This window comes from Streptomyces sp. NPDC031379, from assembly GCF_055569615.1.
Map to the genome: position 1 here is coordinate 1 of NZ_JBVIIT010000001.1, position 14,494 is coordinate 14,494.

The following is a 14,494-nucleotide window of genomic DNA, read 5'->3' on the forward strand; positions in this document are numbered from 1 at the left end:
GTAAGGCTCCCAGTAGACGACTGGGTTGATAGGCCGGATCTGGAAGCCAGGTAACTGGTGGAGGTGACCGGTACTAATAGGCCGAGGGCTTGTCCTCAGTTGCTCGCGTCCACTGTGTTGGTTCTGAAACCACGAACAGCCCCGTTGTATAGCGGTGTGGCGTTCACAGTTTCATAGTGTTTCGGTGGTCATAGCGTGAGGGAAACGCCCGGTTACATTCCGAACCCGGAAGCTAAGCCTCACAGCGCCGATGGTACTGCAGGGGGGACCCTGTGGGAGAGTAGGACGCCGCCGAACAAATTTTGGGAAAACCCCCGCATCGAAAGATGCGGGGGTTTTCTGCGTTCAGGGTCAGAAAGAGATGTCGGCTGTCTCCAGGGTCCCGCCCTGGCGGCCGGGCGCGTTGTGCCATCGCCAGTAGAGATTCGTGTGGGCGATCACCTGCTCCGGGGCCGGCGCGCCGTACGAGGTCAGGTCCTCCGTGGTGTGGGCGTCGGCGACCAGCGTCGCGTCGTAGCCGCGCACGATCGCGCCGTGCAGCGTCGAGCGGACACACACATCGGTCTGGGCGCCGGCGACGACCAGCCGGCCCACCTTCCGCTCGGCCAGCACGGCCTCCAGGACGGTGTCCTCGAAGGAGTCGGCGTAGTTCTTGTGGACGACCGGGTCGGCGTCGCGGCGCTTCAGCTCCGGGACGTACTCCCACTTGTCGCTGCCGTACGCCAGCTCCTCGTCGGAATGCTGGACCCAGACGACCGGCACGTCCGCGGTGCGGGCCTTGTCGACCAGGGTGCTGATGTTCGCGATGACACGGTCGCGGTCGTGGGCGCTCGCCACCACCCCGTTCTGGACGTCGATGACGAGCAATGCGGTGTTCGGCCGATCGGGAAGCGTGGTCATGCGCCCACAGTAGGACCCGCCACCGACAACCGGCCCCGAATATCGGGCGACTCGAATATCGGGCGACTCGAATATCGCGTGAGTGGCCCGGCGCGCGCGGCTACCGTGGCTCCATGAGTACCTCGACCAGCGGTGACTACGTCGTCCGCGCGATACGACCCGACGAGTGGACCTCGGTGAAGCAGCTGCGGCTCGACGCGTTGCGTGATCCGGCGGCACCGATCGCCTTCCTGGAGACGTACGAGGAGGCGGCGGCCAGGCCGGACGCGTTCTGGCAGGAACGGGCGACGGGATCCGGCGAGGGGTCCGGTTCCGCACGGCAGTTCGTCGCCGAGGCGCCGGACGGCACCTGGGCCGGCACCGTCACCCTGCTCACCGAGGAGGCCGGGACGACGGACTGGGCCGGGTATCCCGTCGAGCGGCGGCAGGGGCATGTCGTCGGCGTGTTCGTACGGCCCGAGCACCGCGGGAACGGGCTGATCAAGGCGCTGTTCGACGCCGGTGTGGAGTGGGCCTGGGCGCAGGGCGCCGAGCGGGTGCGGCTGTTCGTCCACGCGGACAACGCGCGGGCGCAGGGCGCCTACCGCAAGGTGGGGTTCGGCCCGAGCGGGGTCGTCGTGTCCTTCTCGAAGGACGCGGCGGAGAACGAGCTGGAATTCGTTCTCGAGCGTCGGTCCTAGACCGGGAGTTCCCGGTGCGGCCAGCGGGAGCGGGCCTGTTCGCGGGAGCGGAGCAGGGCGAGGGTCGGCAGGCCCTGGCCGGCTCCCGCGGCGAGCAGATCGGGCAGCGCCGGGAAGGGGGCGACGGCCGCGATGTCGTCCAGGACGAGGGTGAGTGGTGGGTCGAGCCGACCGGAGGATGACCGTTCGGCCATGCGCCGGCCGTGCTCGACCACGCTGGAGACGAGGGCCGTCAGGAGCGGCATCGCGCCGGGGTTGCTCCGGGGGTCCTCGATGGATTCACCGACCACATAAAGCGTGCCCCCTTCGTGGACGAAGGAATCCAAGGCGAGCGCATCAGTTCGGTTTGGGGTGCAGGCCTCACGGATGTTGACCGTGGAGAGAGCGGACAGGGCTCTGCTCGTCACCTCGTGTGCCATGTCCCGGCGTTCGGGGTGCGCGGTGAGGGCGGCCTCGAGTTCGCCCGCGGCGCCGGGAGCGGCCTTGGGGTGGGTCCGGAGGATTCGTACGGCGTCCTGGACCTGGGTGCCCTGCGACCAGCGGTGGACGTGCCGGACGGTGCGGGTGTCCAGGGCGGCGGCGTGGAGGTAGCTCCGCAGGAGGGTTATCGCGGTGTCGGCCACCGCCTGGTCGATCTTCGCCGTGGGCTGGACGGGGCCGAGGAGGGCGGTGGCCCTCGCCACGGCCGTCTGTTTGTCCGCGCAGCCCGCGAGGGGTGACCAGTGGAGGCGGGCCGGGGTGTCGCACAGGTGGGCGGGGTCGTAGAGGAGGGTGGGGCCCAGCTTGGCCTTGGCGTCCTTGGTGTCCGCCCACAGGGCCGGGTTCGACGTGACGACGAGGGTGGGGCCCGGCGCGTCCTGGATGGCTCGGATCGCGGTGGAGTGGCGGGCCGCGGGTGGCGCGTAGTGCACCGCGCCTGTGGCGCGCTCTGCCTCCCACTCTCCCGCCCGCCCACCGCCCGCCGCGAGGGTGACCGAGGGGACCGGCGCGGCCGCCTCCTGGAAGGGCACCTTCGGCGCCGGCAGCTCCGACAGCTCCGGCAGCTCCGGCAGCTCCGACAGCTCCGGCAGTTCTGACTGCTCCGACGGTTCCGGGCGGGGCACGGGCACCTCGTGTCGCTGGACCGGAGCCTGGGGCGCCGAGGGAGCCGGCGCTGGTGGCTCCGCCCCCCTGTCCTGTGCCGTCGCCGCCTGAGTGCGCCGCCCGGCCTTCCCCGCTCGCCACCGGGCCACCGCCCCCATCACGAACACGGTGAGGACGAGCAGGATCATCAGCTGGCCGATGACCAGGCCCCAGAACAGGCCCCAGCCGGACAGCTGGGACGGGGGCGTGTGCGGCCACGCACCGGCGATGTCGTGCGGTCGGCCGATGAGGTGACGCATGGCCAGGGCGGTGCGGGTGAACGTGACGCCGTCGGGCCAGGCGCCCTGGGCGAAGAGGGCCGAAAGGCCCGTGGCCGTCCACACCAGCAGGGTCATGCCGAGCAGGAACGCGAGTATGCCGATCAGGAGGCCGTCGGGGATGCCGCCCTGGCCCTCCCGGCGGCCCTCCCGGCGGTCGTCGCGGCGCTCGTCCGGTCTCACCCTGTACTCCCTCTACGCCACCGTCGATTCGGAGTCGCCCAGGTGCTGCTCCACGAAGGCCGCCGCCCGCTGCTCGGCCTCCAGTTCGGCGGCGCGCAGGGCGTCGTCGGCCGTGAGATCGGCGGAGGACTCGGTCATCGCGCGGTCGGTGAAGACCAGCGGCCGTTCGGTCTCCGTGATGAGGTGCTTGACCACCTGGACGTTGCCGTTGACGTCCCAGACGGCGATGCCGGGCGTCAAGGTCGGGATGATCTCCACGGCCCACCGGGGCAGGCCCAGGACCCGGCCCGTGGCCCGCGCCTCGTCCGCCTTCTGGGCGTAGATCGTCCTGGTCGACGCCATCTTCAGGATGGCCGCAGCCTCCTTCGCCGCGGCTCCGTCGACCACATCGGACAGGTGGTGGACGACCGCTACGAAGGACAGGCCGAGCCGGCGGCCGAACTTCAGCAGGCGCTGGAACAGCTGGGCCACGAAAGGGCTGTTGATGATGTGCCAGGCCTCTTCGACCAGGAAGATGCGCTTCTTGCGGTCGGGGCGGATCCAGGTGTGCTCCAGCCACACGCCGACGATCGCCATGAGGATGGGCATGGCGATGGAGTTGCGGTCGATGTGGGAGAGGTCGAAGACGATCAGCGGGGCGTCCAGGTCGATGCCGACCGTGGTCGGGCCGTCGAACATGCCCCGCAGGTCACCGTCGACCAGCCGGTCCAGCACCAGGGCGACGTCGAGACCCCAGGCCCGTACGTCGTCTATGGCCACGTTCATCGCCTCGGCCGACTCCGGTTCGGGGTGCCGCAGCTGCTCGACGATGTCGGTCAGGACGGGCTGGCGGTCGACGATGGTCTCGTTGACGTAGGAGTGGGCGACCTTGAGGGCGAAGCCGGAGCGTTCGTCCAGGCCGTGGCCCATCGCGACCTCGATGATCGTCCGCAGCAGCGCCAGCTGACCCGTGGTCGTGATGGCCGGGTCCAGCGGATTCAGCCGGATCCCGTGGTCCAGGGCGGCCGTGGGGTCGAGCCGGATGGGAGTTATCCCCAGCTCCTCGGCGATCAGGTTCCACTCGCCGACTCCGTCCTCGCCCTGCGCGTCCAGGACGACGACCTGGCGGTCCTTGAACCGCAGCTGGCGCAGGACATACGTCTTCTCCAGCGCCGACTTGCCGTTGCCCGACTCGCCGAGGACCAGCCAGTGGGGGGCCGGGAGCTGCTGGCCGTAGAGCTGGAAGGGGTCGTAGATGTAGCCCTTTCCGGAGTACACCTCCCGGCCGATGATGACGCCGGAGTCGCCGAGGCCGGGCGCGGCGGTGGGCAGGTAGACGGCCTGGGCCTGGCCCGTGGAGGTGCGCACCGGCAGCCGGGTCGTCTCCACCTTCCCGAAGAGGAAGGAGGTGAAGGCGTCGGTGAGGACGGACAGCGGATCCCGCATCGGTGAATCAGCCCCTACCTTCGGATGCCGGTGGCGAAGGGAAGTGTGTTCACGAAGGCGCGGTGGTGCTCTCGGTCGCACCACTCCAGCTTGAGGTACGACTTGCCGGCGGAGGCCCTTATGGTGCGCTTGTCGCGGGCGAGGGCCTCCGGGGAACGGGCGGAGACGGTGATGTAGCCGACGAGGTTGACGCCTGCCGCGCCGCTGGCGAGGTCCTCGCCTCTCTGGTCGAGGCGGTTGTGCGCGGCGATGTCCCGCGGGTCGACGGTGCGGTTCATCTTGGCGGCGCGGGAGGCCTCGGCCTCGTCGTTGGTCTTCTCGGTCAGCATGCGTTCGATGGCTACCTCGGTGGGTTCGAGATCCATCGTCACGGCGACCGTTCGGATGACGTCCGGGGTGTGGACGAGCAGCGGGGCGAGGAAGTTGACGCCGACGGGGGTCATCGGCCACTCCTTCACCCATGCCGTCGCGTGGCACCAGGGGGCGCGGGTGTTGGACTCCCGGGTCTTGGCCTGGAGGTAGGTGGGCTCCATGGCGTCCAGCTCGGCCGGCCAGGCGTTGCGCTTGGTCATCGCCTGGATGTGGTCGATGGGGTGGTCCGGGTCGTACATGGAGTGGATCAGCGAGGCCAGCCGCCCCTGTCCGAGCGGCTGCCGTACGCGGATGTCGGCCTCCTGCAGCCGCGAGCAGATGTCGGTCAGCTCGCGGGCCATGACGACGGCGAGCCCGGCGTCCCGGTCGACCTTGCCGCCGTGCGCGCGGACGGCGCGTGCCATGGCGTGGGCCTCGGCGGCCAGTTCGCGGTTGTAGTGCATGCAGGCGACGAGGTAGGCGCGGTGCTGCTCGCTGCTGGTGGACACCATGGACTGCAGCTGCTCGTACGACTGTCGCAGCCAGTCGGGGGAGCGGTCGTCGCCGCGCAGGACGACGTCCTTGGCGTGCGCGTCCGGGTCGGCGGGCAGCGTGCGGGCGAGCATCTGCAGCCGGGTGACGAAGCCGTCCCCGTTGGCGACGTGCTTGAGCAGCGTGCCGAAGCGGTCGACGAGGGCCTCCTGGTCCTCGGAGTCGCGCAGGCCGACGCCGGGGCCCTCGATCTCGATGGCGGCCGTGACCGTCTTGCGGTCGGCGTGCAGCAGTACGGCGATCTCGTCGGGCCCGAAGGGAGCGGCGAGCCAGCTGATGCGCCCGATGCCCGGGGGCGGTCCGATCTCCACCTCCCGTCCGTCGAGCCCCGTCCCGGCCTCCATGACGTTCGAGCGGTAGCCGGCTCCGCGCTTGACGGTGCGCTTGTAACTGCGGTTGATCTCGAACCACCGGTAGAAGGTGCGGCGCTTGTACGGCACGTAGACCGCGGCGAGCGCGAGCAGCGGGAAGCCCATCAGGAGCACGATGCGCAGGGACAGGACCGGGACGAGAAGGCCGCACATCATGCCGAGGAACGCGCCGGCGATGATCAGCACGATCTCGCCGGACTCGCGGTTCCGGCCGACGATCGCGTTCGGCCGGGCGCGGCCGATGAGATACGTACGGCGGGGCGTGACCGGATGGGACAGGTGGGACTCGGTCGTCAACGCCCTTCACCTCCCGTGCGGTTGTTGCGTGTGTTGCTGGCGTGCGGGGTGTTGACCGGGCTGGACGCGCGGGGCGCGGGCGTGGCGGAGGGGACGGCTCCGCTGCCCCCGGTGGGGGTACGGCTGCTGTGGGCGGCGACACCGCCGGTGGCGGGGTTGGCCGGGCGGGGGGTGCTGTTCTGGCCGCCGCCCGAGTTGTTGTCGGCGCGGGTGCTGTGGGTCTTGATGCCCTGGGCGACGAGGGTGGCGGGGGAGCTGATGACGGCGGCGGCCTTGCCTTCGGCGCCCTGCATGATGCGGTTGCTGCGGGAGCCGGCGAGTTCGTCGCCGAAGCCGGGGACGAAGCGGTAGATCATCGCGCTGGCGAAGATGGCGAGCAGGATGATGGCGAGGCCGGAGACGACGGCGGAGAAGGCGTCGGGGCCGCTGTCGCCGGACAGGGCGCCGGCGAGGCCGAGGACGATGACGATGACGGGTTTCACGAGGATGACCGCGATCATGATCCCGGCCCAGCGCCGTACGTGTCCCCACAGGTTCTTGTCGACCAGTCCTGCGTAGACGACGGTGCCGAGGAGGGCGCCGACGTAGAGCAGGGCGGCGCGGATGACCAGCTCCAGCCAGAGGATGCCGGCGGCGAGGATGCTGACCAGGGAGACGACGATCAGCATGATCGGGCCGCCGCCGATGTCGGTTCCCTTGCCGAGGGCGCCGGAGAAGGTGCCGAAGAAGGTGTCGGTCTGGTCGCCGGTGGCTTTCGCGAGGACGTCCGTGACGCCGTCTGTCGCCGATACGACGGTGTAGAGGATCAGGGGGGTGAAGGCGGAGGCCAGCACGGTGAGCCACAGGAAGCCGACGGCTTCGGAGATGGCGGTGGTGAGGGGTACGCCGCGCACGGCTCGCTTGGCGACGGCCAGCAGCCACAGCAGGAGGGTCAGGATCGTCGAGGCGGCGAACACGACGGCGTACTGCTGCAGGAACTTGGCGTTGGTGAAGTCGACGTCGGCGGTCTCCTTCACGGCCTTGCTGAGCTTGTCCACCGTCCACGCAGCGGCCTCGGCACAGCCCTTGGCCAGGGAGGACAGCGGGTCGAGGGTGGAGGCGTCCGGCGTGGTGGCACCGCCGGATCCGCTGGAGCTGTTGCCGCGCTCGCAGTACTTCTTGGCCTCGCCCGAGATGACGTCGCAGTTGTACTTCTTCGACGGTGAAGGGGAGGGGCTACCCGAGGGCGTGGGCGTGGGCGCGGCGAAGGCGCGCGTGGCCAGCAGCACGGCTGTGGTCTGTACGGCTGTTACGACTCCGGCGAGCTTGAGCGCATGGTGCGAGCTACCGGGCATACGTGAACCCTCCGTACTCTTCGATGGCCTTGCTGATCTCGGCGGAGGTGGCGGCCTTGTCGTCACCGGGTACCGGGGCCGGGCCCACCTTCTGCGTGTCGGAGGCGATCTTCCAGTCGCTGCCGGACCACTGCAGGTCGAACGTCCATGTCTTCCAGGACGAGGAGACAGGGTCGGTCGAGGTGTCGCCGGCCATGCCGATGAGTCCTACATACCAGACCGCGACCTTGGCACCGTTGGCCGCGTACTGCTGCACTGTCGTGCCGACAGGGACCACCCGGGAGACGAACGTGCTGCCGCTCGGTGGGTTGCCCGCCCTGTCGAGGCCCATCCTGGCGAGGAAGTCGGCAGAGTAGGCCTGGTCCATCGGGCCCTGGAGGCGGGCTGCCGCCTCGGATGTGTAGAGCAGGTTCAGGAGAGTGTGACGGCTGTCCGTCTTGAACATGCCCGTCGAACCCAGTGCCACGGCGTAGTTCGAGGCAGCCGACTGTGCTCCCTGTGCCGTGTGGGCGAATCCCGTCGGCACGCCGGTCGACTTCGTCTCCACCGGGCGGGTGCCCGACGGTGCCGTTGACGATGTCTGCGGCTTCGAGGCCTTTGTCGCCGTGCCGTCGGACGAGGAGTCGTCCCCTCTGTTCGCGAAGGCGATGGCTGCGATGAGGAGGACTACTACGCCGACGACCGTGACCAGGCTGCGGGAGGAGGAGCGGCGGGGGCCCCGGCGGGGGGCGCCGCCGTAGGGGTCGCCCTCGGGCAGGCGGGTGCGGGTGTGGCCCGTGTCGCCGTAGTCGGTGTAGCCCTGCTCGTCTCCGGGACTCATGCCGCGTACGCCCCCTCCACCTCGTAGACATACGACGGTAGCCGTGCTGGTTCCCGCGCGGGCGCGGTGTGGTGACTCGACATCAGGGAAACGCAACCTCAGCCGGTGGGCACGACGGGTGGGTGGGGTGGAGGGGGACAGCCGGGTGTGCCCGGGAGGGCGGGGGCGGAAAGCGCGTCAGACCGCCATGCCGTACACGATGGTGAACAGTGTGCCTAGGGAGCCGATGATGAAGACGCCGGTGAGGCCGGCGATGATGAGGCCCTTGCCCTGTTCCGCGCTGAACGTGTCCCGGAGAGCCGTGGCGCCGATCCGCTGCTTGGCCGCTCCCCATACCGCGATGCCGAGGCAGAGGAGGATGGCCACGGCCATGACCACCTCGATCATCACCTTGGCCTCGTTGCCCAGGCTGCCGAAGGGGCCCCAGTCCGGAGCGATCCCGCCGATGATGGTGTTGATGTCTCCCTTGTCGGCCGCAAAGAGCATGTAAGTCACCGCCCCTGGTGGGTAGTTCCGCGAGCGCCCCTGCGGTGTGCAGAGGTCAGGCATCATTGTCGCCGACAACGCCGCCAACGTATGTCGACTTGACGTCATTGACTGGCGGGTTTCGTACGAATGGCGCGTACGGTCACTCTGTGTATCACGGCAGGTCACGCCGGGCAACGAGGTCAGACCGGAACCTGCCGTGTGGTTCTGTCGTTGACCCCCTTTACGACCTGGCACGGTTTCTGACGGCTGGTCGGGTGAGACGTCGAGACGATGTTCTCACGGGGCGGGCGGGCCGAGACGCCCTGCCGGGCGCCCCTTCCGGATGCGGTGCGGGGAGAGTTGAGGCGTGCCCGGGGGTGCTCAGCGGGGCTTGAGGCCGTGCAGCAGGTGGTGCACGTGCTCGTCCAGGCCGGTCATGACCTGCTCCGGGGCGACCGAGCCGTTGGCGGCGAAGGTGGCGAGCCCGTGCAGGCTCGCGGCGGCGACGAGGGTGATGCGCTCCGGGTCGCCCGCGACGATCTCGCCGGCCGCCTGGGCGTCCGCGACCAGCCGCATGAAGGAGCCGACGGACCGGTCGACGGCCTCGGCGAGCTGCGCCGAGGCGTCGGGGTCGTGCTTGCGCGTGAACATCAGCTCCAGGAGCGTGGCGTTCTCGACGGCGAACCCGACGTAGGCCTTCGCCAGCCCGGCCAGTCGCGGCTCCAGGGGCTGTCCGGGGTCGTCCGCGGACTCCAGGGTCCCCGCCAGCCGCTCGTACCCGGCCAGGGCCAGGGCGTCGAGCAGGGCCTGCTTGTCCTTGAAGTGCCGGCCGGGGGCGGCATGGCTCACGCCGATCTCGCGGGCCAGCTCGCGCAGGGAGAGCGCGCCGGCGCCTCGCTCGCGCAGGGTCCGCTCGGCGGCCGTCAGCAGGGCGGCGCGCAGGTCTCCGTGGTGGTAGCGGCGGTTCTCGGGCATGAGGACCATCGTACCGGGATGTAGTCAGCGTCAGCTTTGTAGTCGGCGTCACCATTGTTGTCATTGACAGCATTGTTGTCGGCGCCTACTTTGGAGGCATGGCTGACAAGACCGCCGCGCGCACCGCGCGCTCATGGAACGCGACCCGACTCCCCGACCTCTCCGGCCGTACGGCCGTCGTCACCGGTGCCAACAGCGGCATCGGATTCGTCGCCGCCGAGGCGCTGGCCCGTGCGGGCGCGCACGTGGTGTTCGCCGTGCGGGACCCCGAGCGCGGCCGGGCCGCCGCCGCGCGCGTGACCGGCAGTACGGAGGTGCGCCGGCTCGACCTCGCCGACCTGGCCTCCGTCCGCGCGTTCGCCGCCTCCTGGGACCGCCCGCTGGACCTGCTGATCAACAACGCGGGCGTGATGATGGTCCCGGAGCAGCGGACCGTGGACGGCTTCGAGATGCAGTTCGGCACCAACCACCTCGGTCACTTCGTCCTGACCAACCTGCTGCTGCCGTATGTCGGCGACCGGGTGGTGACCGTCTCCTCCGGTGCCCACCGGATGGGCGACCGAGTGATCCACTTCGAGAACCCGAACCTCACCGGCATCTACACCCCGCAGCGCGCCTACTCCCAGTCGAAGCTGGCGAACCTCCTGTTCACGCTCGAACTCCAGCGCCGCCTCACCGAGTCCGGCTCCCGCGTCCGCGCCCTCGCGGCCCACCCCGGCTGGGCGGCCACCAACCTCCAGAGCCACGCCGCGAACCCCGTGGCCCGCGTCGCCATGCAGATCGGCAACCGCGTGCTGGCCCAGGACGACAGGGCCGGTGCCCTGCCCACCCTCTACGCGGCCACCCAGGACCTCCCCGGTGCGTCGTACGTCGGCCCGGACGGCCTCGGCGAGATGCGCGGCGCTCCCACCCTGGTCGGCCGCAACGCGGCGGCGAGCGACCCGGAGTCGGCCCGGCGGCTGTGGACGCTGTCGGAGGAGCTGACGGGCGTGGAGTGGGGGCTCACGACGGCGGCGGCGTCCGCGTCCTGACCCGCACCGCCCCGCTCTCCCGCGGCTTTTCGCGGCTGGTGACGGGGTACCGGAGGTTCACAGGAAAATCTCAGTGAAGTCGCGGCGGGTTTCTCACCTTCGTGGGACAGAGTGGGGCCTGATGAAGTGCATCTCACGCATCTCACGCATTTCGCCCACCTCGCGACCCGCGTTGCTCGGCGCTGTGGTGCTGCTCGCTTTGACCTCGGCGTCCGTGGCCGCCGCCGACGACGGGCCGGGGCCCCTCGGGGTCACCGCCGACGCCGTCGCGACCCGGCACAACGTGCGGGTCGGCGCGCTGTTCGGCGCGGACCGGGCGGACCGGCTGGCCGGGGGCCACTTCTGCACCGCCTCGGTGGTGCACAGCCCGCGGGGCGATCTCATCGTCACCGCCGCGCACTGCGTCGCCGGCGTCGACGGCGACCTGGTGTTCGCGCCGGGCTACCGGGACGGGCGGGCGCCCTACGGGGTGTGGAAGCTGACGAAGCGCTATCTGCCCGACGGGTGGGCGAGGAGCCAGGACGAGGACAGCGACCTCGCCTTCGCCACCGTCGCCGCACCGGGTGGCAGACGCATCGAGGACGTGGTCGGGGCCAACCGGTTCGCGACCGGGGTGGCCACCGGCGCCACCGCCGTGACCGTCACCGGCTACCCCGACGCCCGCGAGGTGCCCATCAGCTGCACCAACAAGCCGTCCCGGCACAGCAGTACCCAGCAGCGCATCGACTGCCCGGACTTCACCGGCGGCACCAGCGGCAGCCCCTGGATCAACGGCGACGGCCAGGTCGTCGGCGTCCTCGGCGGTCACGAACAGGGCGGCGCCACCGCCGACATCTCCTACAGCGTCGTGCTGAGGAGCGAGGCGGCGAAGCTGTACGAGGACGCGACCGGCAGCTGAAGGGACGTCACGCCCGCCGTTCCACCTGTGAAATGACGCCACTTCGCGTCCAAATGGCCTTGAACGGCGCCCGCATGGGGGAAAGTTGAACCGTGCGGAAGGTATGGGTGATCGGTGGGGCGGCCGTCGGGCTCGGCATGGGCTTCGTCATGCTGCTCGTCGTCGGGGTGTACGTCGTCGCCGGCAACATCGTCAACGGGGCGACCTCGGGGAGCCGGGGGCTCGCCAAGGGAGCCGTGCCGGCCGCCTACAAGCAGCTCGTGCAGCAGTGGGGCAACCTGTGCCCGGCGCTCAGCCCGGCGCTGCTCGCCGCCCAGCTGTACCAGGAGAGCGGCTGGAACCCGACCGTCGTCAGCCCGGCCGACGCGCGCGGCATCGCGCAGTTCATCCCGAGCACCTGGGCGACGCACGGCATCGACGGCAACGGCGACGGCAAGCGCGACATCTGGGACCCGAATGACGCGATTCCATCGGCCGCCTCCTACGACTGCGAACTCGCCAAGTACGTGAAGGACGTGCCCGGGAACACCTCCGACAACATGCTCGCCGCCTACAACGCGGGCGCCTACCGCGTCATCAGGGCGGGCGGGGTCCCGGGCATCAGCGAGACGCAGAACTACGTCAAGCGGATCCGCAGCCTGGAGAAGAGCTTCGCCGCTCCGGTCACCCGGATCGACCCCACCCGGCAGGCCGCCGGCGCCATCGCCTTCGCGCAGAGCAAGCTCGGCACGCCCTATCTGTGGGGCGGCAACGGCACCGCCGACCAGGGTGGACGCTTCGACTGCTCGGGTCTGACCAAGGCCGCGTACGAGAAGGTCGGCATCACGCTGCCGCGGGTGGCCAACGACCAGTACAACGCGGGGCCGCACCCCTCCCGGGACCAACTGCTCCCGGGCGATCTGGTGTTCTTCTCCGACGACCTCACCGACTCCCGGACCATCCGGCACGTGGGTATCTACGTCGGCGGCGGGTACATGATCGACGCCCCGCGGTCGGGCGCCGTGATCCGGTTCGACCCGGTCGACACCCCCGACTACTTCGGAGCCACCCGGGTCACCGAAGATGGCGCAAAAGCGCTCCCCACGGCGGTGTGAACCGAGCGTGAACCCACCCCCTGAGCTGCGGTGATGAGTCTCTCTTCGATAACGTCTGCGTGATCATTCAGTGGAGAGTGGAACGTATTGACGGTGGCTGTGCGTTCCTGTTGACGTAGCCGAGCGGACGTCAGTACGGCAGTGCAGCGGAAGCGGATCTACGCACCACGGGGGGCAGGAGCGACGCACACGAGTGCGTCCGGGAAGACGACGAAGGGGCCGCAGCACCATGGCTGTACTCGCCGAATCCGGATCGAACCCCGACGTCGACCTGCTCTACGACATCAATGGCCTGGCCAAGGACGCCCCGCACTGGTTCGACCGGATCATGGAGTTCGTGGGCGAGTACGGCCTGCTGCTCGCGATGGTGCTGCTGATCCTGTGGTGCTGGTGGTCCGTGCGGCGCCGGGGCGGCGAGGAAGCGGCGCCCTCGGTGGCCGCGCTGGTGTGGGCCCCGCTCGCGGCCGGTGTCGCGGTCCTGGTGAACGTCCCGATCCGGGGCTTCGTCGAACGCCCCCGCCCCTTCGTCGACCACCGGGGCCTGGACGTCCTGGTCTCCGGCAAGAACGACTTCTCCTTCGTCAGTGACCACGCGACGATCACGATGGCGCTCGGCGTGGGCCTCTTCGTCGCCAACCGCCGCTTCGGCGTCGCGGGCATCGGCCTGGCCCTGCTGGAGGGCTTCTGCCGGGTCTACATGGGCGTGCACTACCCGACGGACGTCGTCGGCGGCTTCGCGCTGGGCACGGCCGTCGTGCTGCTGCTCTCCCCGCTCGCCACGGCGCTGCTCACCCCGCTGATGCGGGCCGTGGAGCGCTCGCCGCGCGCCGGGTGGCTCGTGCGGCGCCGGCCGGCCGGGGAGAGCCGCCGGGACGCCCTGCTGCCGAGCGCCCGCACGCCCGTGGAAACCGAGGAGCGCGACCTCGCGGCCTAGCCGTACGCTCCCGCGCATGACCAAGTTCACCGCCACGGTGTGCCTGCCGTCCACGGCGCCCGGCAAGGTACCGGCGGCGATCGCCGTGGCCATGGCGCCGTACGACATGAACGCCGGCGACGACTGGAACCCCGTCGGCGAGTGGGACGCCTGGTACATCCACGTGCACCCCGAGACCCCCTGGCTCGTCCGGCCCGAGCACGACGGCGACCGCAGGCTCCTGACGGCCGGCACCGTGCCACGCCGCAAGGCCGACCTCGCACCGCTCGGCCCGCTGGAGTGCTACGGCGGCCCCCGGGGCCTGCTCGACCTCGACGCCATGCGGCAGCGGGCGGTCGGCCGGCACGACGCCCTGCGCGCCGCGTGGGAGGCACTGGCCGCGGCGCATCCGCCGGCCCGCCCGCTGTCCGCGTTCCTCGCCCGCCACGAATCCGACCCGGACGGCTACCCCCTCGCCCGGGCGAAGGAGGATCATCTCCTGCAGCCCCTGGTGCAGGAGGTCGCCCAGCGGGCGGTCGCGGGCGATCCGCACTTCGGCATGTCGTTCCTCACCACCGACCCGGTCGCCTACTTCGCCCGGGACCACGAGCGGGTCCGGGAGGGGGCCCTGCGCAGTGCCGTCGCCGGGTACGCGCTGCTCACCCTCGACGGCCGGTGGCGGGACGGCAGCGGCGAGGGCTACCGGGAGTGGGCCGACGACCAGCTGGAGAACCTGGACCCCGAGGCCGTGGTCGTCGACGTGCTCTGCCACTGCTGAACGCCCGCGGGGGGCGCTACACCC

General features: G+C 70.4%; 14 protein-coding genes and 2 rRNA genes. 8 read left to right on the plus strand and 8 right to left on the minus strand.

Annotated features, from left to right (window positions below):
- Both ACZ5CW_RS00005 and rrf read left to right on the plus strand, forming a co-directional pair.
- Nucleotides 1-97 (plus strand): 23S ribosomal RNA (locus ACZ5CW_RS00005); the annotation flags it as partial.
- An 83-nt stretch (nt 98-180) separates the two neighbouring features.
- Nucleotides 181-297 (plus strand): 5S ribosomal RNA (gene rrf / locus ACZ5CW_RS00010).
- Nucleotides 298-351: 54 nt separating this feature from the next.
- Here the strand turns inward: rrf and ACZ5CW_RS00015 are convergent.
- Entirely contained in the window at nt 352-900 is a 549-nt protein-coding gene (locus ACZ5CW_RS00015; RefSeq protein WP_468596896.1) for a cysteine hydrolase family protein, read from the minus strand.
- Between the two features lie 113 nt (nt 901-1,013).
- Here ACZ5CW_RS00015 and ACZ5CW_RS00020 point away from each other — a divergent pair, with 113 nt between their 5' ends.
- Nucleotides 1,014-1,580, plus strand: a complete 567-nt coding sequence (locus ACZ5CW_RS00020) for a GNAT family N-acetyltransferase (RefSeq protein ID WP_468596898.1) — start codon at nt 1,014-1,016, stop codon at nt 1,578-1,580.
- Here the strand turns inward: ACZ5CW_RS00020 and ACZ5CW_RS00025 are convergent.
- The 7 genes from ACZ5CW_RS00025 to ACZ5CW_RS00055 all read right to left on the minus strand — a co-directional run bounded on the left by ACZ5CW_RS00025 (nt 1,577) and on the right by ACZ5CW_RS00055 (nt 9,765).
- Entirely contained in the window at nt 1,577-3,163 is a 1,587-nt protein-coding gene (locus tag ACZ5CW_RS00025) for a type VI secretion protein (protein ID WP_468596899.1), read from the minus strand. The two genes, ACZ5CW_RS00020 and ACZ5CW_RS00025, sit on opposite strands and share 4 nt — an antisense overlap.
- A 12-nt stretch (nt 3,164-3,175) precedes the next feature.
- Nucleotides 3,176-4,588, minus strand: a complete 1,413-nt coding sequence (locus tag ACZ5CW_RS00030) for an ATP-binding protein (RefSeq protein WP_468596901.1) — start codon at nt 4,586-4,588, stop codon at nt 3,176-3,178.
- A 14-nt stretch (nt 4,589-4,602) separates the two neighbouring features.
- On the minus strand, nt 4,603-6,159 hold the full coding sequence (locus ACZ5CW_RS00035) for an SCO6880 family protein (RefSeq protein ID WP_468596903.1): 1,557 nt from the start codon (nt 6,157-6,159) through the stop codon (nt 4,603-4,605).
- Nucleotides 6,156-7,493 carry a hypothetical protein gene (locus ACZ5CW_RS00040; protein ID WP_468596904.1) on the minus strand — a complete coding sequence of 446 codons (1,338 nt, stop codon included), beginning with the start codon at nt 7,491-7,493 and terminating at the stop codon, nt 6,156-6,158. Before ACZ5CW_RS00040 ends, ACZ5CW_RS00035 begins: the two co-directional genes overlap by 4 nt.
- A complete protein-coding gene (locus ACZ5CW_RS00045; protein WP_468596906.1) occupies nt 7,483-8,313 on the minus strand; it encodes a DUF8175 domain-containg protein in 831 nt (276 codons plus the stop codon). Before ACZ5CW_RS00045 ends, ACZ5CW_RS00040 begins: the two co-directional genes overlap by 11 nt.
- Nucleotides 8,314-8,490: 177 nt before the next feature.
- On the minus strand, nt 8,491-8,799 hold the full coding sequence (locus ACZ5CW_RS00050; RefSeq protein WP_014673544.1) for a hypothetical protein: 309 nt from the start codon (nt 8,797-8,799) through the stop codon (nt 8,491-8,493).
- Nucleotides 8,800-9,162: 363 nt separating this feature from the next.
- Nucleotides 9,163-9,765, minus strand: a complete 603-nt coding sequence (locus ACZ5CW_RS00055; protein WP_468596907.1) for a TetR/AcrR family transcriptional regulator — start codon at nt 9,763-9,765, stop codon at nt 9,163-9,165.
- Between the two features lie 89 nt (nt 9,766-9,854).
- Between ACZ5CW_RS00055 and ACZ5CW_RS00060 the strand changes: the two genes are divergently transcribed.
- From ACZ5CW_RS00060 to ACZ5CW_RS00080, 5 genes are all read left to right on the plus strand, one after another.
- Nucleotides 9,855-10,787: an oxidoreductase gene (locus ACZ5CW_RS00060; RefSeq protein WP_468596909.1), complete on the plus strand. Its 933-nt coding sequence runs from the start codon at nt 9,855-9,857 to the stop codon at nt 10,785-10,787.
- 121 nt (nt 10,788-10,908) lie between these two features.
- Entirely contained in the window at nt 10,909-11,685 is a 777-nt protein-coding gene (locus tag ACZ5CW_RS00065) for a trypsin-like serine peptidase (RefSeq protein ID WP_468596910.1), read from the plus strand.
- A gap of 92 nt (nt 11,686-11,777) precedes the next feature.
- Nucleotides 11,778-12,779: a C40 family peptidase gene (locus ACZ5CW_RS00070; protein WP_468596911.1), complete on the plus strand. Its 1,002-nt coding sequence runs from the start codon at nt 11,778-11,780 to the stop codon at nt 12,777-12,779.
- A 229-nt stretch (nt 12,780-13,008) separates the two neighbouring features.
- Nucleotides 13,009-13,713, plus strand: coding sequence for a phosphatase PAP2 family protein (locus ACZ5CW_RS00075; RefSeq protein WP_468596913.1), 705 nt, complete (start codon nt 13,009-13,011; stop codon nt 13,711-13,713).
- Nucleotides 13,714-13,729: 16 nt separating this feature from the next.
- Complete coding sequence (locus ACZ5CW_RS00080; protein WP_468596915.1) at nt 13,730-14,470, plus strand: hypothetical protein; 741 nt, start codon at nt 13,730-13,732, stop codon at nt 14,468-14,470.
- Nucleotides 14,471-14,494 lie beyond the last annotated feature (24 nt).